The organism is Massilia aquatica, assembly GCF_011682045.1.
Taxonomy (GTDB): Bacteria; Pseudomonadota; Gammaproteobacteria; order Burkholderiales; family Burkholderiaceae_D; genus Telluria_A; species Telluria_A aquatica.
Map to the genome: position 1 here is coordinate 1 of NZ_VVIW01000028.1, position 18,760 is coordinate 18,760.

The following is an 18,760-nucleotide window of genomic DNA, read 5'->3' on the forward strand; positions in this document are numbered from 1 at the left end:
TGCGTCAGGACCAGTTTCACTGCCTCTTCCCGAAGCTCCGGGGTGTATGTTTTTGAGCGTGTCATAAAATTTCTCCAGTTGGTGAAGTTTACCAAACCAGAGTGTCCGAAAAAGTCAGGTTACCTCAAGCCTTGGTGGAGCATCAGAATAAATGCCACGTACACGCGCCAGCGCGTCTGAACGCGAGGGAATGGATTATCTTTGGATTCGGGATCTAGGATCTGGTACAAGACTTCAACGGTAGACGCCGGCAGAGAGCGGATCATTTCAGGCGTGTTTCGCTTCTTTACGCGGAACTGGCTGTAAAGAACTGAAAGTTGATGAAGTCGGCTCTCGATGTGGCGCAATGTCTTGTGGGTGTCACTTTTCGCAATCCACGCGACGACCGAGGTGACGAAACTGAGTCCTACTTGCCAACGCGTCTCGTCAGACTCAGTCGTTGCGGGTTGGTTACGAATCGAGATGAACCAAGATTCCAGGATCTCCGCCAGGTCGCCGTCGTTCAGGGTGCCAAGGGCGTCGTCAAGCGCACCGTGACCACGCAGCGCGTCGCCATGCTGGTACAGGTTGTCGATGTAGCGGAGCTTTTTTATGTGCGTCGAGTCTGCCAAAGCTCCTGTGACTGCTGCTGACCAGACGACCGCCCAATAGCGCGGCAGCCCATAGCTGTCAACTAGGACTGGGGCCGAGAGGCTAGGAGGAACCAGTGGACCCTCAAGTTGAGTGATCATCGCGTTGTAGAGTTAACGGCAACACATAAACATACCATTTATCGTCTTGCTGTTGTGGCACTAAATCAAGGAAACGCAACATGCTGTAAACTACCAGTCGTTCGCATAATCTATATTATGTTAAATAAGCGATGAGAAAAACGCTATCGTCGACTCACCTGTTCGATTGCTCCGCAGCGTATGGGGTCGGCATATTTACGTCAGCGCTCCAGAATGCGACCACAGGGAGTCGCCCAGCGCTTGCGACAGCGGGAACGTTCGTCGGGCCAGTCCTTAGCTTATCGAACCCATCAATTATTCAGCTTCCAGGCAGCGCGCGTACAATCCGGTGGTTGTTCCACATTTGCCATGCATGGCACAGCACGCCTCACTGATGATCGAAGGAATACACATGCCATTGCTGTTCTCGTACGGGACCTTGCAACAAGAAGGCGTTCAGCTCGCGACGTTTGGAAGACTGCTCGTCGGTAGCAGTGACGCCCTGGTTGGCTTTGCGCAGTCCATGGTGAAAATCGACGATCAGGAGGTCGTCGCCACGAGCGGCAAAACGCACCATCCAATCGTGCGTCGTAGTGATAATGCAGAAGACCGGGTGCATGGAACCGCGTTTGATGTCACCGATGCCGAGCTCGGCCACGCTGACGCGTATGAAGTCGATGCCTATCAGCGCGTGTTGGCGGCGTTGGCTTCAGGGCGGCAAGCTTGGGTCTACGTGGATGCCAAAATGGCGTCTGTTACGTAATTATTGGAGATGAAGATGTTGAGTATTGAATGAATACGGTCGATGACATCGTCAGTGCGGACGGCCGTTTTCGGGCCGAATTTGTCAGGCGTGAGGACGGCACGCACGGCTATGTCTCGTTCATCAATACAAACAATGCAGCCAGCCCCGTATGGAAACAAGATTGGCGCGATGTCTCACGCTTTGAATCGCGCGACATCGCGCTATTTGAAGCCACGGGTCGCCTGGCCTGGCTGAAGAAAGAAGCGGATTGGCCGGCCAAAGACCATGAACCGATAGCGGCCAGCCAGTACACGCCCGGCTGGATAAAATGTCCGTTTTGTGGCCTCCGGTTCTATCTTGCGGATCCGGATCGCTGGGGCGGCAGCCGGCATCTTACCTGCGGTCAGAGAATCATCGACACGGGACACAGCTGATTGACGGCTTAAGCAGAACAGCCCCCAACTGCCCCCCAAGCCGACGATTTAAATCGACAATATTTCGGGTAATGTCGATTTAAATGTTGAACAAGTTGGTTTTGACTGACCCCAGGCAAAGCCGGCAATCGGCGATAATCACGCCTCGTCAACCGGGCAATCAGGAGAAAACTGCAATGTCATCTATTGATCGGGCCAATGGCGCCCGTTCCTGTCTGCTTGGCATGGCGCTTTGCCTGCTGACTGCCGGCGCCCTTGCCCATGGCGTGTCGGAGTCGGACCAAAGTTTCCTCCAGGGTGCAACCGGCGTGCATTTTCTGCCCTATCTGTATCTGGGCGCCAAGCATATGGTGACCGGTTACGACCACCTGCTGTTCCTGTGCGGCGTGATTTTCTTCCTGTACCGAATGAAGGAGATCGGCGTCTATGTGACCCTGTTTGCGCTCGGCCACAGCACCACCCTGCTGCTCGGCGTTCTCAATGGCTGGCATATCAACGCGTATCTGGTGGACGCCATCATCGGCCTGTCGATCGTGTACCGCGCCTTCGACAACCTGGGTGGCTTCAAGACCGTGTTCGGTGTCCAGCCGAACAAAAAGGCGGCGGTGCTGATTTTCGGCTTCTTCCACGGCCTGGGACTGGCCACGAAATTGCAGGATTTCTCGCTCTCCCCCGATGGCCTGGTGCCGAACATGATCGCCTTCAACCTTGGCGTCGAGCTCGGCCAACTGCTCGCGCTCGGGATGATCCTGATGGTCATGCGCTACTGGCGCAGCACCGCCAGCTTTGCGCGGCATGCCGTCACCAGCAACCTTGCGCTCATGTGCGCCGGTTTTGTCCTGGCCGGCTATCAATTCACCGGCTTTCTCAGTCAATAGGAAACACCATGTCTCTGCCTCCATCGAACGCCGGCGTCGTCGCGCCTGGAAAAGAACTCTTGCGCGGCTGCCTGGGCGCTGCGGCGGTCGCCGCCGTGCTGCTCGTCGTTGCCGTCTTGCCCGCCGAGTACGGAATCGATCCGACGGGCGCGGGCAAGGCGCTCGGCTTGACCAGATTGCACAGCGCCGCCGCGCCTGCGGCCGTTCCGGTCAAGACAGCCGCCACGCCGGCGGCAAACGCAGCAAAAGGATCGACCGTATCGGCGCCGGGCGAAGTGCGCGCCGTCACCATCGCGGCGAAGCAAAGCGTCGCCTACCGCGCCGACACGCAGGAAATCACCCTGGCGCCCGGCAAGGGCGTGGAGGTGAAAACCCATCTGGCGAAAGGATCTGCCCTGATGTTTTCGTGGAAGACGACCAAAGGCGAGGTGCTCAACCACGACTTTCATGGCGAGCCGGTCAACGCCAAGGGCGACGAATTCGAGAGTTTCATCCTGGAAGACGACGTCAGCCACTCCAGCGGCGTGCTGATTGCCCCGTTCACCGGCGTGCATGGCTGGTATTGGAAGAACCTGAACGATGAGCCGGTCACCGTGGTGCTGCAGGCCAGCGGCTTTTATAGCGATATTTTTAAGAAATAGTCTACAAATATTGCTCTCGCAGGTGGCGCCTGTTGGCCAATAGAATTTATCGGATTGATAAAATGAGATCTGATCTCTCCAGCATGGGCGGCAGCGGTCCTGCCACTAGCCGCCATCGCATTGCTCGGAGCGATTGCCACCTTCAGCGCAAAATTTGCCACACGCGGATACAAAAATGAGAAACTGCTGATTTTTCAGAATAGGCGCAAGGCAGGATCCATGGATACTCTAATTTGGTCGATATGGACGTCCATTCTGACTTTTTCCAAATTGCTGACTTCCCAATCACCGCCAAGCGTGAGCAAGGGAGTAAAACCGTAGACTTCATTTGGCCCTAACGGGCCGAGTCTTTCAAATGCGGCGGGAAACATCGGTGTATTACTACTCGTAAAAAGGTCAAAGTCCTTTTTCTTGCTCACCGCAAAAAATGTTTGCGCCGCTTCCTCGCATGTGCCTCGTCTGTTGTTTTTCAGGTTTCTATTTGCGAGTAGAACGCCCCTAGGGCAAGCGATTGTTAAAATTTTGCCCGAGTTTGGACTCAAGCAATAAAATTCACCAAAGGCACTTCGCGCGAAAGGATAAAAAACTAATGACGACAGCTCCGGATAGGCCTTAAGCCAGTCATCGGCTAACCATGAGTAATCCTCTGGATTGATCGTCCAAATTTGTCCGTCGGCATAAGAACACCATCCTTCATCTTTCCAAAACTCCAATAGCCCCTTAGGTAATATATTTGCATATTTTTCTGCGAATCCAGGCGGCAGGTCTTTGTATCGGATACCTGATCCGGCCTCTGCAATAAACATTTTATAGAAAATATTCATTATGTTTCATATTGGTTCGTATCCATATAGCTTAACGGATTAATACGGATGGCCATCGTAGGTATATAGGGGGTGGGTGCACCAGTTTTGGCAAGAAGCAGTTTCTGAATTTTTGCCAAAACGGCCGTGCGATGAGTACTACCCTACTCGATCTGATCATATCTGATCATACATCGCTGGAATGAGATGCCCGATCCGGGCGGGGGTCTTTGCGATGTGCGTATTCAACGTTTTTAAGTTTCTGAAATTCCGCACGCCGGATCAGCGCCTCGGGCGCACCATCCTGGCGCGTACCCGGTTGGCTTCGCTGGCGCCCGCATATATCAACTACTCTTTTTGAAGCCGCTTCCGGGAAAGAACTGCCAGTCTTTTTTGAAGAGTGCGGGCCAGTCCACATCATCATAGCCATACGACGTATCGAATTTCCCATTTGCAAATAGATGCAGCCTCAACCTACTGAACAATGGCTTTCCGCGCTGTGCTAAATCTTTTCGTAATTCACGTAACAACCTGTCCATTTGATGAGTCATACGGGCTGATTTTTCCATAATCCCCCCGCCTTCCTCCACGATGTAGCTCGAGACGAAGTCGCTCATCTCATCATCAACGTGATAAGTGATGATAAGCTCCTGCCAACCAGATTCAACGCCAGTCAACGCATCATCGACGATCTTCTGCATAATTTCGAACTGATCAGGGTCAACCATATTATCCCTCAACTATTTTTTTTGAAAGCACTACCGGGGAAAAACTGCCAGTCTTTTTGGAAGAGCGCGGGCCAGCAAACCGCATCATAGCCGTAAGACGTATCGAATTTTCCGTTTGCAAACAGATGAAGCCGTAATCTGCTGAATGATGGTTTTCCGCCTTGCGCCAGATGCTTGCGTAATTGACGCAACAAATCGTCCATGTCGTTACTCATCTTGCCTGGTTTTTCCCTTAAGCCATCGGATTCCTCGACGATATAGGTGGAAATGAAATCGCTCTTTTCGTCATCGACATGATACGTGATGATAAGTTCCCGCCAAGCTGATTCAATACCAATTAGTGCATCGTTCACAATTTCTTGCATAAGTTCGAACTGGTCAAGTTCAGCCATATAACGCTCCGGATTGATATAATAAAAATATGATGCAGTGTTTCAAGGTCTTACCAAACGCAAGCGCAACAGATGCTAACTGACGCGCCCTGATCATGCAACGCTGGAAGGCGATTCAACATAAAGTTTTCCCGGGTTGCCTGCCAAAGCCGCCGTCGTAGCACCGAAACCTGGGTCCAAGGCGCCCAGTGCATCCTGCGCCCGCCCTGCGTCGCCCTGCCGTTGAGAGTGGAACGCAGCCTCTACGCGTCCACCAGCCGCACCACCACCTTGCCCCTGGCGCGTCCGGTCTCCAGGTACGCCAGCCCTTCCCTGGCCTGCGCAAACGGGAACACCTTGTCGATCACCGGCCGGATGCGCCCCTGCGCAAGCAGGTCGCCAATGCCGGCCAGCTGCTTGCCGTCGGCCCGCACGAACAGGAAGGAATACTGCGCATCGCGCCGTTTGGCCAGGCCGATGATCTTGCGGCTCAACAGGCTGAAGACCAAGCGCAGCAGCAGGTTCATCCCGCGCCGGCGCGCAAACGCGGCGTCCGGCGGGCCGATCAGCGACACCACCGCACTGCCCGGCTTGACGATGCGCAGCGCTTTTTCCAGCCCGTCACCCTTGATCGTGCCGAGCACTGCATCGTAACCGTGCAGTACTTGCTCGAATGCCTGCTCTTTGTAGTCCACCACTTCGTCCGCGCCGAGCTCGCGTACCAAGGCCACATTGGCGGTGCTGGTGGTGGTGCCGACGATGGCGCCCAGATGCTTGGCGAGCTGGATCGCAAACGTCCCGATCCCGCCCGACCCGGCCGGAATGAACACCTTTTGCCCCGGCTTGACGGCGGCGCGCCCGGCCACCGCCTGCCATGAGGTCAGCCCGACCATGGGAATCGATGCCGCCTGCACGAAATCGAGATTGGCTGGTTTCAGGGCCGCCGCATGCTCGGGCACGGCGGCAAACTCGGCCAGCGAGCCTCTGCCCAGGTCGAACAGGCTGGCAAACACCGCGTCGCCCACCTTGAAGCGGGTTACGCGGCTGCCGGTTTCCACCACCACACCGGCAAGGTCGCTGCCCATGGTGGCGGGCAGGCGCAACTTGATGATCGGCTTGAAGTCGCCCTTCGGGATCATGTTGTCGATCGGATTGAGGCCGACTGCGTGCACCCGCACCAGGATCTCGTCGTCCTTGATGGTGGGACGTTCGATGTCGGCAAAGTCAACCTGGTCCGGCCCGCCGTAGCGCTTCAATATCAGTGCTTTCATGATGCTCTTTCCGGTGCGGTGGCCAGTTTCAGCTTGCGGCTGGGTAGTCGGTGTAGCCCTTTTCACCGGGCGTGTAGAAGGTGGACGGATCTGGCTGGTTCAGCGCAAGATCGTCGCGCAGGCGCGCAACCAGGTCGGGATTGGCCAGGAACGGCCGGCCGAAGGCGATCAGGTCGGCTTGCCCCGCCACCAGCGCCTGCTCCGCGCTGTCCCTGCCGAAGCCGCCGGCAAGGATGAAGGGGCCGTCGAAGACGGCGCGCAAGGCGGCTTTCAGCTTGGCCGGCACCGGCGGCGCGCCCATGGCCGAGTGATCGAGCAGGTGCACGTACATCAGGCCCAGGGCCGACAATTCCTTGACTAAGGCCAGGTATTGCTCGTCCACGCCCTCGAAAGCGCCGGTGGCGTTGAAGGCGCCGTGCGGCGACAGGCGAATCCCGACCCGGCCGGCACCGATGGCGGCGGTGGTGGCGCGGGCGATCTCCAGCACGATGCGGTTGCGCCCGTCGGACGTGCCGCCGTAGCCATCGGTCCGCTTGTTCACATTGGCGTTGAGGAACTGTTCGAGCAGATAACCGTTGGCGGCGTGCAGTTCGATGCCGTCGAAGCCGGCGGCAACGGCCAGGCGCGCAGCGTTGACGTATTCCTCGATGGTGGCGGCGATGTCGGCGTCGTCCATGGCGCGTGGCGCGCTGTGCGCAACGCTACCCTGGCTGTCGGTAAAAATCTCGCCGGGGCAGGTGTCGGACGATGGCCCCAGAACCACGGCGCCAGCTGGCAGGTTGGCCACGTGCCCTACCCTGCCGGTATGCATCAGCTGCACCACGATCTTGCCGCCTTTGGCGTGCACGGCGTCGGTCACTTGTTTCCAGCCAGCGACCTGGGCATCGTTGAACAAGCCGGGAATGCGCGCGTAGCCGAGGCCGTTTGGCGATGGCGAGGTGCCTTCGGTAATGATCAGGCCGGCACTGGCCCGCTGGGCGTAGTAAGTCGCCATCAAGCTGTTGGGAATATTGCCGATGGCGCGGTTGCGCGTCAGCGGGGACATGACGGCGCGGTTGGCGAGTGGCGTGGCGCGCAGGGAGAAGGTGTCGAAAAGCATGTCAGTATTCCTTGATTGGATCGGGTGGTTCAGGCTGGCAAAAGTCGCGGGGCGACCTTGCCGGTTTGCGAGGCGGCGAACAGGGCCGAACGGGCGGCGTCGAAATGCGCGACCAGTTCGCTGTCGTGCACGGACGGCATGGTCATCGCTTCGCCACGGTCGAGCGCGACCAGGGCGGCGTCGACCATGTGCTCGGTCAGCATGACCGCCTCGGGAGCCAAGGCCGAGAGCGGCACGCCGGACTGGTCCCAGATTTCGGTGGCGGTCGAGGCAGGCAGCACGACTTGTACCGTGACGCCGGTACCGGCCAGCTCTTCTTGTAACCCCTGGCTGAAGGCGAGAACGAAGGCCTTGGTGCCGCTGTAGACCGCGCTGAAGGCCAGCGACTTGAGGGCCAGCACCGAAGCCACGTTGACGATGGTGCCGGCGTTGCGCTCCTTCATGCCCGGCAGCACGGCGTGCGCCAGGCGCGTCAGCGCGCTGATATTGAGGGCAATCTGCGCCAGGGAATCGTCCAGCGGGCCGCCGCTCAGCGGCGCCAGGCGCGCGATGCCGGCGTTGTTGACCAGTATGTCGACCGGGTTTGCGCTCAAAAATTGCGCGACGCTCGCCTGGCCCTCTTCGGTGCCGAGGTCGGCAATCAGGGACTGGACCCGCACGCCATGGCTGGCGGCAATGGTCTGGGCCAGCGCCTGCAGGCGCCCGGCGCGGCGCGCCACCAGGACCAGATCGAAGCCGCGCTGGGCCAGGCGCTCGGCGTACACGGCGCCAATGCCGGACGAGGCACCGGTAACGAGGGCGAGTTTTCGGGAAGTCGTGCTCATGGTCAGATCCTTGATGTGAAGTAGTTGCAGTTGAAGTGGTACGGGAGATGACTTAAGCCAGTTGCAAGTCTTTGCGCATGCCGGCGTCGAGCATGGCGGCCGGGGCGAAGGTGCGCAGGAAGCGCAGGCGGGCCGCCAGGCCGCCGGCGGTGTAGCGCAGTTTTGGGCGCGCAACCGTGGCGGCCTTGAGCACGGCCTCGGCCACCACCTCCGGGCCTTCGGCGCCGGCCATGATGTCCTGGATGCGCCGCACCACGGCGGTGCGCACGGCGTGGTAGGCGTCGAGCTTGGCGTCTGGCTCGATCAGGTTGGCGTCGAACGGGGTTTTGGTGTAGGCCGGTTCGATCACCACCGAGCGGATGCCCCAGTTGCGCAGTTCATGGTCGAGCGACTCCGAATAGCCTTCGATGGCGTGCTTGCTGGCGGCATACAGCGCACCGTAGGGCATCGGCAAGAAGCCGAGCACCGAGCCGATGTGGAGGATGCGCCCGCCTCCCTGGGCCCGCATGTGCGGCAGCACGGCGCGCGTCATGCGCACCGCGCCGAAAAAATTCGTGTCGAAAACGGCCTGGGCCTGGGCGATCGAGCTTTCTTCGGCGCCGGCGGCGGCCACGCCGAAGCCGGCGTTATTAATCAGCAGGTCGATGCGGCCTGCCTGCCTGATCACGGCCGCGACAGCGGCGGCGACCGAGGCGTCGCTGGTCACGTCCAGGGCCAGCATGCGAAAGCTGGCGCCATCCACTTGTGCGCCGCGCCGGCTGGTGCCGATGACGTTCCAGCCCGCTTTTGCCAGGCGCGCTGCCGTTGCCGCCCCGATGCCGGACGAGGCGCCGGTGACCAGTGCAATCTTGCCGTCCATGGTGGTTCCCTTATAAAAAGCCGACACAAAACTGCGTCGGAAAATGCGAAAATATGACGATCATCATATTGTTAGTCAAAAAAAAGCCCGGCCGCAGACCTGCTCAGTCCGCATCCGGGGCAAATTGTTTCAAGGTGGCCGCGCACATCGCCGCCGCCAGCCTGGGGTCGTCCACCGCGCGCGCCAGCATGGTGGTGCCGATCAGGGCGCATACCGTGGCCATGGCCTGCTCGTGCGCCCGGGGCTGGCCCCAGTCGGGCATCTGGCGGGCGAACAGGTCGATGATTTCCTTGATGTGCACCGTGGCGGCGTGGCGTACTTCGGGCGCCTGGCGCGGCATCTCCGAGCCCAGCGCGCACACCGGGCAACCATTCTCGATGGAGGCGACGTGCTCGGGCGAGAGGTAGGCGTTCATCAGCGCTTGCAGGGCCTGTCCCGGCGGGGCGCTGGCGGCAACCCGCGTGGCCAGCGCCACCGCATCGGCGCCGGCGCGGTCGCCCGCCTCGGCCAGCAAGGCGTCGCGCGAGTCGAAGTGGGCATAGAAGCCGCCATGGGTCAGGCCCGCCTCTTTCATGATGTCGGCCACGCCGGTGCCGTCGTAGCCGCTGCGGCGGATCGCGCGCGACGCCACTTCCACGATGCGTTCGTGGGTGGCCTCCTTGCGGCTGACGGTCGGGCTTTTGGCGGGTTTCGATTTCATGACGGTCATCATATACGATTTTTACCGACGGTGCGCGCCGCCGCAAAAATAGTTAGGGGCCGCCCCTGCCGATCACGGGTTTGAGGCGGGGTAATGTCGCCGCGGTAGTCTGCAGCGCTTCGGCATCGAATTTCATCGGAATCTTCGTCACACCGCTGCAGGTGTCGGCCTTCGTGCTGCAAGGCGCGGCGGGCGGGCGCTCGACCATTGAGGCGGTGGGGTGAGGCTGGCGTCGCTGGCAGTGCTATGCCTGCTGTGATGCGCGCTGCTAGCCATCGTGCTGGGATTGGCCGCCTGGGTCACCCGCCGCCCGGCCTTCCCGCGCAAGGATCAGATCCAGCTGATGGCATGCGCGCTGCTGGCGCAGCGCATGCGGGATGATCAATGAATTTAAGTCATGTTTAAATGAGATATATTCATTTTTTTTCATGAATCGGCTTGCGTAGAATGCATTCCATTCCCGCTCACACAGCAGGCGGCACGCACCATTTTCTCAGGGGCATCGTAATGACCAACGAATTCACCTTCACGATCAAGAGTACGCGTTTCGACGAAGACTATCGCCCTTCGGAACAAACGCGGATCACCACCAATTTCGCCAACCTGGCACGGGGAGCGAGCCGCCAGGAAAACCTGCGCAATACCTTCAGGATGATCGACAACCGCTTCAATGCGCTAGCGCACTGGGATAATCCCCGCGCCGATCGCTACACAGTCACGCTGGACATCATCACGGTCGAGATGCAGATCGCCGGCGACGACCGCGCCAGCGTGCTGCCCCTGATCGAGATCCTGAAGCCTGCCATCGTCGACCGGGCCACCGGCCGGCGCATCGAAGGCATTGCCGGCAATAACTTCTCGTCCTATGTGCGCGACTACGATTTCAGCGTGCTGCTGCCCGAGCACAGCGGGAGCCGCGCGGCAGGCGGTACGCCGGACAATTTCGGCGAGCTGCACGGAAAGCTGTTCAAGAGTTTCGTGAATTCGCCGGCTTACGCGCAGCATTTCAGCAAGCCGCCCATCATCTGCCTGAGCGTGTCGAGCAGCAAAACTTATCAGCGCACCGAAAACCACCATCCCGTGCTGGGCACCGAATACCTGCAGGACGAATATTCCTTGACCGATGAATATTTCAAGAAAATGGGATTGGCGGTGCGCTACTTCATGCCGCCGGACAGCACCGCGCCGCTGGCGTTCTATCACACCGGCGATCTGCTCAACGACTACAGCAATCTCGAGCTGGCCGGCACGGTCAGCACCATGGACACCTTCCAGAAAATCTACCGGCCCGAGATTTACAACGCCAACGCCGTGGCTGGCAGGATCTACCGTCCAAGCTTGAAACACCAGGATTACTCGCTGACACGGATCGTCTACGACCGCGAAGAGCGCAGCCGCCTGGCGGCCGAGCAGGGGAAATATGTCGAGGAGCATTTCATCAAACCATACCGGGCCGTGCTCGACCGCTGGTCGGCGAGCCAGGCTGTCTGACCATTCGAAAACCAAAAGGCGTATCGTGAAAAAACTGTTGCCCACTTCAAGCGCTGGAAGCTTGCCCAAACCGTCCTGGCTTGCCCAGCCCGAAAAACTCTGGTCGCCCTGGAAACTCCAGGACGAGGAACTGGCCGACGGCAAGCGCGATGCGCTGCTGCTGTCGCTGCAGGAGCAGGCCCATGCGGGCATCGACATCGTCAGCGACGGCGAACAGACGCGCCAGCACTTCGTGACGACCTTCATCGAGCACCTCGACGGCGTCGATTTCGCCAAGCGCGAGACGGTGCGCATCCGCGACCGCTACGACGCCAGCGTGCCGACGGTGGTGGGAGCGGTGGCGCGCCGCAAGCCGGTGTTCGTCGAAGATGCCAGGTTCCTGCGCCGACACACCGAGCAGCCCATCAAATGGGCGCTGCCCGGTCCGATGACCATGATCGATACGCTGTACGACGCGCATTACCGCAGCCGCGAGAAGCTGGCCTGGGAATTTGCCGCCATCCTCAACCAGGAAGCGCTCGAACTCGAGGCGGCCGGGGTCGATATCATCCAGTTCGACGAGCCCGCGTTCAATGTGTTTTTCGACGAGGTGAACGACTGGGGCGTGGCCGCGCTGGAACGGGCCATCGAGGGACTGCGCTGCGAAACCGCCGTGCACATCTGCTATGGCTACGGCATTAAGGCCAATACTGACTGGAAGAAGACGCTGGGTTCGGAGTGGCGCCAGTACGAGGAAGCTTTTCCCAGGCTCCAGCAGTCGAAGATCGGCATGGTGTCGCTGGAATGCCATAACTCCAAGGTGCCCATGGACCTGATCGAACTAATTCGTGGCAAGAAAGTGATGGTCGGGGCCATTGACGTGGCCAGCAACAGCGTCGAAACGCCGGAAGAAGTGGCCGCCACACTGCGCAAGGCATTGCAGTTCGTCGATGCCGACAAGCTGTACCCCAGCACCAATTGCGGCATGGCCCCGTTGTCGCGCCAGGTCGCACAAGGCAAGCTCCACGCCCTGAGCGCGGGCGCGGCGATCGTGCGGCGGGAACTGGCCGGCCAGGGTTGAGCTTTTCATGTCACTGTTCAGTACCGTCCTCGAGCCTGCGGGCTTTCGCGAAGCGCTTAGCCACTATGCCTCTGGCATCACGGTGATCACCTCCCAGCTCGAGGGCGAGCTGGTCGGCTTCACCTGCTCATCGTTTTACAGCGTATCGATGAGTCCGCCGCTGGTGTCGTTCAGCGTCATGTCCGGTTCGGCCAGCTATCCCAGCATCCGCCAGGCCGGCCGATTTGCGGTCAACATCCTGTCGGATGATCAGGCCAGGATTTCCCGGCAATTCGCGCGGCGCGGCGCGGACAAATGGGACGGCGTGGAACGGCTGGAGTCGCCCTTGGGCAACCCGGTCATCGCCAGCAGCCTGCACTGGCTCGACTGCCAGATCCATGCCGAACACGCCGCCGGCGATCACCTGATCGTCATTGGTGAAGTGAAGGCCATGAATTCAAGGATCAGCGCTGCGGCGCGGCCGTTGCTTTATTTTCAAGGACAATACCGTCACCTCGCCGAGCTGCAGGCGCGGTAAGGCTGATCTGGCAAAACGCAATCCCGCGAACCCGTCCGCCCCGGATTGTGGACGGTAGTCATGGGAAAAACGCCTATTTTTTCAGTCTGGCCATAGTCGGATCGCGGACAATGAAATAAAATTGTCTTTTATCACGCATCCATGACTTTTACTCATATATTATGCTCGAACGCATTCACTTGGCCACCTTGCTGGAAACTGAACGACAAGGCTCGCTGACCGCCGCCGCCGAAGTGCTGCACGTCACGCAATCGGCACTGAGCCATAGCATGAAAAAGCTGGAACAGCAACTGGGAACGGCCATTTGGTTGCGTGAAGGTCGCAACTTGCGCCTGACGCAGGCCGGGCAATATCTGCACGCCGTCGCTCAGCGCCTGTTGCCGCAGCTGACGTTGGCCGAGGAACGGCTACGCCAATTTGCTCAAGGAGAGCGCGGTACGCTACGCATCGGCATGGAGTGCCATCCCTGCTACCAATGGCTGTTAAAAATCGTGTCGCGCTACCTCTCGGCGTGGCCGTTGGTCGACGTCGACGTCAAGCAGAAGTTCCAGTTCGGTGGCATCGGTGCGCTATTTGGTTTTGATATAGATTTGCTGGTGACTCCTGATCCATTGCTCAAACCAGGTTTACGGTTCGAGCCTGTGTTCGACTACGAACAGGTGCTGGTGGTGCACAAGGATCACCCTTGGGCAAGCCAGGAAGAGGTGACTCCAGAGCAGCTCAACGAGGAAACTCTGATTACCTATCCTGTTCCCATCGAACGGCTGGATATCTACAATATGTTCCTGCTGCCGGCGAACTGCGCACCGCGTAAGCACAAGACCATCGAAACAACCGATATCATGCTGCAGATGGTGGCCAGCGGCCGGGGCGTGACGGCGCTGCCAAAATGGTTGGTGACGGACTATGCGCCGCATCTGCAACTGCGCACCTTGCGGCTGGGACCAACCGGCATCCAGAAGCACATTTACCTCGGCACCCGCGAATCGGACTCCGGCACCGACTACTTGCAATCCTTTATTGAGTTTGCCCGCCAGGCGGACCGCTATCCGCTATGACCGCATCCGAATCGACATCCATTCAGGAAGAGTTTACGCGTGCCAAGCTGGCCTGGCCTGGCGGAAAAACAAAGTACTGCCGTACTCTTGCTGCGCGCCGTGCTCCGGCGAAGTAATGGACGCCATGCTGGCCTCCGGGATCGACTTTCACGATCTTCTTCTACAATCCGAATATCCACCCGCTCAAGGAATACCAGCTGCGAAAAGACGAAAATATTCGCTTCGCAGAGTAATTCGGCGTCCGTTCATCGACGCCGACCAGGACCGCGACAACTGGTTTGCCCATGCCAAAGGCATGGAGAATGAACCCGAACGCGGTATTCGGTGCACCATGTGTTTCGACATGCGCTTCGAGCGCACCGCTGCCCGCTACCCCGACCTCTTGTATTGGGAATGCAACTGGCGCAAGGGCGGCGGGTCGGCGCCCATGATTGAAATCAGCAAGCGCGAGAATTTCTACCGGCAAGAGTACTGCGGCTGCGTCTATTCACTATGCGACAGCAATCAGCACCGCGTTGCGACCGGCCGAGAACGCATCCATCTTGGCGTGAAGTTTTACGGCGTCGAAGACGGATCGGATACGTCGGAATAATCCCTACGTTTGCGGCCTGAACAGATTGACGATGCTCGAGAAGTCGAGCTGGCCGTGTCCGCCTTGCTGATGAAGCTGGTACAACTGACGCGCCAGGCTGCCCAATGGCGTTGGCGCTTGCGCGCTGGAGGCGGCCTGTTGGGCGAGTCCCAGGTCCTTGAGCATCAGTGTCGAACTGAAGCCCCCGCTGTAGCCGCGCGATGCCGGCGCCGCGTCCATCACGCCCGGCCACGGGTTGTACAGCTCCAGTGCCCAGTTGCGCCCCGAGCTTTTGGACATGATATCGGACAGTACCTTGGGATCGAGGCCGTGGGCAACGCCCAGGTTCAGCGCTTCGGAGGTCCCTGCCATCAGTACGCCAAGCAGCATGTTGTTGCAGATCTTGGCCACCTGGCCGGCACCTGCGCCGCCAGCGTGAAAGAGATTCTTGCCCATGGCTCCCAGGACGACGCGCGCGCGCTCCAGCGCGGCGACTTCGCCGCCGACGATGAAAGTAAGGGTGCCGGCGGCGGCCCCGCCGGTTCCGCCGGAGACTGGGGCATCGAGCATGGCGAATCCTCGCCCGGCGGCGGCGGTCGCCACTTCTTTGGCAACGTCGGCGGCGATGGTGCTGCAATCGATCAACAGGGCTTGTGGCGGCGCCGTATCCAGGACACGACCGGCGCCCAGGTACAGGTCTCGCACGTGTTCATTGGCCGGCAACATCGAAATGACGATGTCCGCTTCATTGACAGCATCCGCCGCATTTGCCGCGCCGCGCGCCCCGGCGTTCGTCAGTCCATCGATGGCTGCCGCCGACAAGTCGTACACCGACAGCTTGTAGCCCGCGCGGAGCAGGTTGTGGGCCATTGGCGCGCCCATATTGCCAAGTCCGATAAAAGCAATGTGTTGCATGTAATTCTCCGTTGAATTTGGTAGCTTCTGGCGTCAGTTCAGGTCGGCCAAAGGATTCTTCGGCCAAGGGGCCTCGAAGCACTGCGCGAGGTCTTGCGGTGCGGGAGGCCGCCAATGCGGCGCATTGTCTTTGTCGATCAACAGCGCCCGCACGCCTTCGGAAAAATCCGGATAGGCGCAGCAGCGCAAGGCCACGACCAGTTCCAGGCGAAACGCGTCGGCCAGCCCAAGATGGCGCGCGCGCTCCTGCAACGACCAGGCCAGTGCTGCTGAGAACGGCGAACCGGCCGAAAGAGCCTTCGCAGCACGTTGCAGCCATGCCGATTCACCGTCATACGCAATGATCGCCGCGACCACATCGGTAAGCGCGCGCGCGCCGGTCATCGCCTCAATGGCGTCGAAGTGGAGGCGCACCTCCGACGCCGGCATTGCTTCAGCCGAGCAGCGGAAGCCGCGCAGCACCAGGTCAAGCGTGGCGCCGGCGTCGGCTTGTGCCGTCCACGCGACCTGGCAGAGTGCATCTATCACGTTGCCACGGTCCTGCTGCCCGATGTAATAGTCGGCCAGCCTGGTGAACAAGGCATCGGCAGCATTGAGCGGCGCACCTGTCAGACCGAGGAACAGTCCGCAACGCCCCGGCATGCGTGGCAAGAACCAACTGCCACCCACGTCCGGGAACAAGCCAATGGAAATTTCCGGCATGGCGATACGTGTCGTTTCCGTGACCACGCGGTGGCTGGCGCCCGCCATCAGTCCCAATCCACCTCCCATCACAATGCCGCCGCCCCACACCAGTATGGGCTTGGCGTAGGTATGGATGCGATGATCCAAACGGTATTCCTCGCTGAAGAACGCTTGCGCGACGGGATTGGGCATCGCATCCGGTTGCGCCAGAAGCGCGTCGCGCAGGCTGCGCACGTCGCCGCCAGCGCAGAATGCCTTGTCCGTGCTCGATTGCAGGACGACGCAGGCGATCGACGGATCGGCCTCCCAGCGTGCCAGGGCCCCGTCCAGCAGCCGTATCATGTCCAGCGTCAATGCATGCAGGGATTTGGGTACATCGAGCGTGGCGACAGCGACGCGCATGCCCCCCGCTCCCGCGCGTTCTTCCAGCCGTACCGGGGACTCATTGGTGGTCATCTCAGCCATTCTTCCAGCTCGCTTCACGTTTGTTCAGGAAGGCTTGTACGCCTTCCTTCTGGTCTTGCGTATCGAACAGGCTGACGAAACGCTCGCGCTCCAGTGGTAGATTGTGCTGGGCCGGCAGCGAGCGGCCCGCCTGGATCAAGGTCTTGCAAGCGGCGACGCTGCTTGGGCTCTGGCGTGCAACCTTGGCCGCCAGTGCCAACGCGCAACTCAGGCCCTGCCCGCTCGGCACCACTTCCTCCACCAAGCCAATAACCAGTGCCTTCGCCGCGCCAATACGTTCGCCGCACAGCATCATGCGCTTTGCCCAGCCTTCACCCACCAGGCGCGCCAGATTCTGGGTACCTCCGGCGCACGGCAGCAAACCTACTGACGCCTCGGGCAATGCCATCTGCGCGTGCTCTTCGGCGATACGAATGTCGCAGGCCAGGGCACATTCGAGCCCCCCGCCCATGGCGTAGCCGTTGATCGCGGCGATGGTCACGCCGCGGAAGCCCGCCAGTGCTTCGAAGGCCTCGCCGAAGCGTTGCGCCATGCGGCGCGCCACGGCCTTGTCGCCATCGGCGAACAACTTGAGATCTGCGCCGGCCGAGAAAAACTTCGCGCCGTCGCCTGTGAGGACGAGCGCGTAAACGTCGCGGTCCTGCTGCAGGTCGTTCACAAGGTCGGTCAGGGACTTCAGGCTGTCCTCAGTCCAGGTATGCGCCGGCGGGTTGTGCAGCGTGATCTGCACGGTATGCTGGTGGCGTTCGATGCTCAGGTTGGTATATGTCTTGTTCATTTTAGTGTCTCCGTGGCGCCGTCACGCAGGATGGCCCTGGCGATGATCAGACGCATGATTTCATTGGTACCTTCGAGGATTTGATGCACACGGGTGTCGCGCACGTGGCGCTCCAGCGGATATTCGCGTATGTAGCCGTAGCCGCCGTGCAGCTGCAGGGCATCGTTTGCGACGTTGAAGCCGACGTCAGTCGCGAAGCGCTTGGCCATGGCGCAATAGGCACTGGCGTCCGGACTTTCCGTATCAAGCTTCCAGGCGGCCAGGCGCACCAGCTGGCGCGCCGCCACCAGTTCAGTGAGCATGTCGGCAAGCTTGAACTGCAGGGCCTGGAATTGGGCCAGTTCGCGGCCGAACTGGACGCGTTCCTTCAGATAAGCCTGCGACCTGTTCAGCGCCGCCTGGGCGGTGCCGATCGAACAGGTGGCGATGTTGATGCGGCCACCATCCAGGCCCTTCATCGCCATTGCGAAGCCCTGCCCTTCTTCACCGAGGCGGTAATGGACTGGTACCCTGACCGCATCGAAATTTATTGCGCAAGTGGGCTGGCTGTTCCAGCCCATCTTGTGTTCCGGCTTGCCATAACTGATGCCCGGCGTGTCGGCCGCTATCGCGAATGCTGAAATTCCTCCCGAACCGGCTTCGCCGGTACGGGCCATCACGACCAGCAGATCCGTGCGGCTGGCGCCGGAGATGAAAGCCTTACTGCCGTCGATGACATAAAAGTCGCCATCGCGCACCGCCCGCGTGCGCAAGGCGGCAGCATCGGAACCGGCCTGCGCTTCCGTCAGGCAGTAACTAGCAAGCCTGGCGCCGCTTGCCAGCAGCGGTACCCATTGTTCGCACAATGCATCGCCGCCCCACCGCGAGACCATCCAGGTGGCCATATTGTGGATGGTGAGATAGGCTGTGGTCGAGGTACAGCCTGCCGCGAGTTCTTCGAACACGATGGCGGCATCGAGCCGCGACAGCCCCAGTCCGCCCCAGCGCTGCGGCGTATACAGGCTGCAGAAGCCCATATCCCCTGCCTTGGCGATTGTCTCGCGACAAAAATAAGCATCGGCGTCCCAACGCGCCGCGTGGGGCGCCAATTCGCCCTCCGAAAAGGCACGCGCGGCGCGCTGAAACTCGCGCTGCTCGTCGTTGAGATCGAATTCCATG

The 18,760-nt window shown here is 60.0% G+C and carries 23 protein-coding genes and 1 pseudogene; 10 read left to right on the forward strand and 14 right to left on the reverse strand.

Annotated features, from left to right (window positions below):
• Positions 1 to 119: 119 nt before the first annotated feature.
• Positions 120 to 731: a hypothetical protein gene (locus F1609_RS28945; RefSeq protein WP_167080563.1), complete on the reverse strand. Its 612-nt coding sequence runs from the start codon at positions 729 to 731 to the stop codon at positions 120 to 122.
• 391 nt (positions 732 to 1,122) lie between these two features.
• Between F1609_RS28945 and F1609_RS28950 the strand changes: the two genes are divergently transcribed.
• The 4 genes from F1609_RS28950 (at position 1,123) to F1609_RS28965 (ending at position 3,408) form a co-directional block, all read left to right on the forward strand.
• A complete protein-coding gene (locus tag F1609_RS28950) occupies positions 1,123 to 1,473 on the forward strand; it encodes a gamma-glutamylcyclotransferase family protein (protein ID WP_167080565.1) in 351 nt (116 codons plus the stop codon).
• 29 nt (positions 1,474 to 1,502) lie between these two features.
• Positions 1,503 to 1,889 (forward strand): hypothetical protein, encoded by a 387-nt coding sequence (locus F1609_RS28955; RefSeq protein ID WP_167080567.1) that lies wholly within the window; start codon positions 1,503 to 1,505, stop codon positions 1,887 to 1,889.
• A 176-nt stretch (positions 1,890 to 2,065) separates the two neighbouring features.
• The gene (locus F1609_RS28960) at positions 2,066 to 2,767 is read left to right on the forward strand and encodes a HupE/UreJ family protein (RefSeq protein WP_167080570.1); all 702 of its coding nucleotides are present in this window, start codon (positions 2,066 to 2,068) and stop codon (positions 2,765 to 2,767) included.
• A gap of 8 nt (positions 2,768 to 2,775) precedes the next feature.
• Entirely contained in the window at positions 2,776 to 3,408 is a 633-nt protein-coding gene (locus tag F1609_RS28965; RefSeq protein WP_167080572.1) for a hypothetical protein, read from the forward strand.
• 194 nt (positions 3,409 to 3,602) lie between these two features.
• On the opposite strand, the gene F1609_RS28970 is transcribed toward F1609_RS28965, so the two are convergent.
• From F1609_RS28970 to F1609_RS29005, 8 genes are all read right to left on the reverse strand, one after another.
• Positions 3,603 to 4,232, reverse strand: a complete 630-nt coding sequence (locus F1609_RS28970; protein WP_167080574.1) for a GAD-like domain-containing protein — start codon at positions 4,230 to 4,232, stop codon at positions 3,603 to 3,605.
• 323 nt (positions 4,233 to 4,555) lie between these two features.
• On the reverse strand, positions 4,556 to 4,939 hold the full coding sequence (locus F1609_RS28975; protein WP_167080576.1) for an immunity protein YezG family protein: 384 nt from the start codon (positions 4,937 to 4,939) through the stop codon (positions 4,556 to 4,558).
• A gap of 8 nt (positions 4,940 to 4,947) precedes the next feature.
• A complete protein-coding gene (locus F1609_RS28980; RefSeq protein WP_167080578.1) occupies positions 4,948 to 5,331 on the reverse strand; it encodes a hypothetical protein in 384 nt (127 codons plus the stop codon).
• A gap of 242 nt (positions 5,332 to 5,573) precedes the next feature.
• Positions 5,574 to 6,581 (reverse strand): NADP-dependent oxidoreductase, encoded by a 1,008-nt coding sequence (locus F1609_RS28985; protein ID WP_167080580.1) that lies wholly within the window; start codon positions 6,579 to 6,581, stop codon positions 5,574 to 5,576.
• A gap of 28 nt (positions 6,582 to 6,609) precedes the next feature.
• Positions 6,610 to 7,680 (reverse strand): alkene reductase, encoded by a 1,071-nt coding sequence (locus F1609_RS28990; RefSeq protein ID WP_167080582.1) that lies wholly within the window; start codon positions 7,678 to 7,680, stop codon positions 6,610 to 6,612.
• Positions 7,681 to 7,709: 29 nt separating this feature from the next.
• Positions 7,710 to 8,504, reverse strand: coding sequence for an SDR family NAD(P)-dependent oxidoreductase (locus F1609_RS28995; RefSeq protein WP_167080584.1), 795 nt, complete (start codon positions 8,502 to 8,504; stop codon positions 7,710 to 7,712).
• A 52-nt stretch (positions 8,505 to 8,556) separates the two neighbouring features.
• On the reverse strand, positions 8,557 to 9,363 hold the full coding sequence (locus F1609_RS29000) for an oxidoreductase (RefSeq protein WP_167080586.1): 807 nt from the start codon (positions 9,361 to 9,363) through the stop codon (positions 8,557 to 8,559).
• 103 nt (positions 9,364 to 9,466) lie between these two features.
• The gene (locus tag F1609_RS29005; protein ID WP_167080588.1) at positions 9,467 to 10,075 is read right to left on the reverse strand and encodes a TetR/AcrR family transcriptional regulator; all 609 of its coding nucleotides are present in this window, start codon (positions 10,073 to 10,075) and stop codon (positions 9,467 to 9,469) included.
• 68 nt (positions 10,076 to 10,143) lie between these two features.
• Between F1609_RS29005 and F1609_RS29010 the strand changes: the two genes are divergently transcribed.
• Positions 10,144 to 10,287 carry a bile acid:sodium symporter gene (locus F1609_RS29010; protein ID WP_229422123.1) on the forward strand — a complete coding sequence of 48 codons (144 nt, stop codon included), beginning with the start codon at positions 10,144 to 10,146 and terminating at the stop codon, positions 10,285 to 10,287.
• 44 nt (positions 10,288 to 10,331) lie between these two features.
• On the opposite strand, the gene F1609_RS29015 is transcribed toward F1609_RS29010, so the two are convergent.
• A complete protein-coding gene (locus F1609_RS29015; protein WP_167080590.1) occupies positions 10,332 to 10,493 on the reverse strand; it encodes a hypothetical protein in 162 nt (53 codons plus the stop codon).
• 77 nt (positions 10,494 to 10,570) lie between these two features.
• Here F1609_RS29015 and F1609_RS29020 point away from each other — a divergent pair, with 77 nt between their 5' ends.
• The 5 genes from F1609_RS29020 (at position 10,571) to F1609_RS29040 (ending at position 14,781) form a co-directional block, all read left to right on the forward strand.
• A complete protein-coding gene (locus F1609_RS29020) occupies positions 10,571 to 11,554 on the forward strand; it encodes a DUF1852 domain-containing protein (RefSeq protein ID WP_167080592.1) in 984 nt (327 codons plus the stop codon).
• 25 nt (positions 11,555 to 11,579) lie between these two features.
• Positions 11,580 to 12,614, forward strand: a complete 1,035-nt coding sequence (locus F1609_RS29025; RefSeq protein ID WP_167080594.1) for a methionine synthase — start codon at positions 11,580 to 11,582, stop codon at positions 12,612 to 12,614.
• 7 nt (positions 12,615 to 12,621) lie between these two features.
• Positions 12,622 to 13,131 carry a flavin reductase family protein gene (locus F1609_RS29030; protein WP_167080596.1) on the forward strand — a complete coding sequence of 170 codons (510 nt, stop codon included), beginning with the start codon at positions 12,622 to 12,624 and terminating at the stop codon, positions 13,129 to 13,131.
• Positions 13,132 to 13,292: 161 nt separating this feature from the next.
• Positions 13,293 to 14,189: a LysR family transcriptional regulator gene (locus F1609_RS29035; RefSeq protein WP_167080598.1), complete on the forward strand. Its 897-nt coding sequence runs from the start codon at positions 13,293 to 13,295 to the stop codon at positions 14,187 to 14,189.
• A 115-nt stretch (positions 14,190 to 14,304) separates the two neighbouring features.
• Positions 14,305 to 14,781 carry an epoxyqueuosine reductase QueH gene (locus tag F1609_RS29040; RefSeq protein WP_441294936.1) on the forward strand — a complete coding sequence of 159 codons (477 nt, stop codon included), beginning with the start codon at positions 14,305 to 14,307 and terminating at the stop codon, positions 14,779 to 14,781.
• A 3-nt stretch (positions 14,782 to 14,784) separates the two neighbouring features.
• Here F1609_RS29040 and mmsB read toward each other — a convergent pair.
• The 4 genes and pseudogenes from mmsB to F1609_RS29060 form a co-directional block, all read right to left on the reverse strand.
• A pseudogene (mmsB, locus tag F1609_RS29045) lies at positions 14,785 to 15,681 on the reverse strand (3-hydroxyisobutyrate dehydrogenase); the annotation flags it as partial.
• Between the two features lie 27 nt (positions 15,682 to 15,708).
• Positions 15,709 to 16,815 (reverse strand): enoyl-CoA hydratase/isomerase family protein, encoded by a 1,107-nt coding sequence (locus F1609_RS29050; RefSeq protein WP_196785506.1) that lies wholly within the window; start codon positions 16,813 to 16,815, stop codon positions 15,709 to 15,711.
• 1 nt (position 16,816) lies between these two features.
• Positions 16,817 to 17,602 carry an enoyl-CoA hydratase gene (locus tag F1609_RS29055; RefSeq protein WP_167080604.1) on the reverse strand — a complete coding sequence of 262 codons (786 nt, stop codon included), beginning with the start codon at positions 17,600 to 17,602 and terminating at the stop codon, positions 16,817 to 16,819.
• The gene (locus F1609_RS29060) at positions 17,599 to 18,759 is read right to left on the reverse strand and encodes an acyl-CoA dehydrogenase family protein (RefSeq protein ID WP_167080606.1); all 1,161 of its coding nucleotides are present in this window, start codon (positions 18,757 to 18,759) and stop codon (positions 17,599 to 17,601) included. Before F1609_RS29060 ends, F1609_RS29055 begins: the two co-directional genes overlap by 4 nt.
• Position 18,760 lies beyond the last annotated feature (1 nt).

Excerpts from the sequence above, each read along its gene's own strand:
- F1609_RS28945 (WP_167080563.1), bottom strand. The coding sequence starts at position 731 with ATGATCACTCAACTTGAGGGTCCACTGGTTCCTCCTAGCCTCTCGGCC.
- F1609_RS28950 (WP_167080565.1), top strand. The coding sequence starts at position 1,123 with ATGCCATTGCTGTTCTCGTACGGGACCTTGCAACAAGAAGGCGTTCAG.
- F1609_RS28955 (WP_167080567.1), top strand. The coding sequence starts at position 1,503 with ATGAATACGGTCGATGACATCGTCAGTGCGGACGGCCGTTTTCGGGCC.
- F1609_RS28960 (WP_167080570.1), top strand. The coding sequence starts at position 2,066 with ATGTCATCTATTGATCGGGCCAATGGCGCCCGTTCCTGTCTGCTTGGC.
- F1609_RS28965 (WP_167080572.1), top strand. The coding sequence starts at position 2,776 with ATGTCTCTGCCTCCATCGAACGCCGGCGTCGTCGCGCCTGGAAAAGAA.
- F1609_RS28970 (WP_167080574.1), bottom strand. The coding sequence starts at position 4,232 with ATGAATATTTTCTATAAAATGTTTATTGCAGAGGCCGGATCAGGTATC.
- F1609_RS28975 (WP_167080576.1), bottom strand. The coding sequence starts at position 4,939 with ATGGTTGACCCTGATCAGTTCGAAATTATGCAGAAGATCGTCGATGAT.
- F1609_RS28980 (WP_167080578.1), bottom strand. The coding sequence starts at position 5,331 with ATGGCTGAACTTGACCAGTTCGAACTTATGCAAGAAATTGTGAACGAT.
- F1609_RS28985 (WP_167080580.1), bottom strand. The coding sequence starts at position 6,581 with ATGAAAGCACTGATATTGAAGCGCTACGGCGGGCCGGACCAGGTTGAC.
- F1609_RS28990 (WP_167080582.1), bottom strand. The coding sequence starts at position 7,680 with ATGCTTTTCGACACCTTCTCCCTGCGCGCCACGCCACTCGCCAACCGC.
- F1609_RS28995 (WP_167080584.1), bottom strand. The coding sequence starts at position 8,504 with ATGAGCACGACTTCCCGAAAACTCGCCCTCGTTACCGGTGCCTCGTCC.
- F1609_RS29000 (WP_167080586.1), bottom strand. The coding sequence starts at position 9,363 with ATGGACGGCAAGATTGCACTGGTCACCGGCGCCTCGTCCGGCATCGGG.
- F1609_RS29005 (WP_167080588.1), bottom strand. The coding sequence starts at position 10,075 with ATGATGACCGTCATGAAATCGAAACCCGCCAAAAGCCCGACCGTCAGC.
- F1609_RS29015 (WP_167080590.1), bottom strand. The coding sequence starts at position 10,493 with ATGAAAAAAAATGAATATATCTCATTTAAACATGACTTAAATTCATTG.
- F1609_RS29020 (WP_167080592.1), top strand. The coding sequence starts at position 10,571 with ATGACCAACGAATTCACCTTCACGATCAAGAGTACGCGTTTCGACGAA.
- F1609_RS29030 (WP_167080596.1), top strand. The coding sequence starts at position 12,622 with ATGTCACTGTTCAGTACCGTCCTCGAGCCTGCGGGCTTTCGCGAAGCG.
- F1609_RS29035 (WP_167080598.1), top strand. The coding sequence starts at position 13,293 with ATGCTCGAACGCATTCACTTGGCCACCTTGCTGGAAACTGAACGACAA.
- F1609_RS29040 (WP_441294936.1), top strand. The coding sequence starts at position 14,305 with ATGGACGCCATGCTGGCCTCCGGGATCGACTTTCACGATCTTCTTCTA.
- F1609_RS29050 (WP_196785506.1), bottom strand. The coding sequence starts at position 16,815 with ATGACCACCAATGAGTCCCCGGTACGGCTGGAAGAACGCGCGGGAGCG.
- F1609_RS29055 (WP_167080604.1), bottom strand. The coding sequence starts at position 17,602 with ATGAACAAGACATATACCAACCTGAGCATCGAACGCCACCAGCATACC.
- F1609_RS29060 (WP_167080606.1), bottom strand. The coding sequence starts at position 18,759 with ATGGAATTCGATCTCAACGACGAGCAGCGCGAGTTTCAGCGCGCCGCG.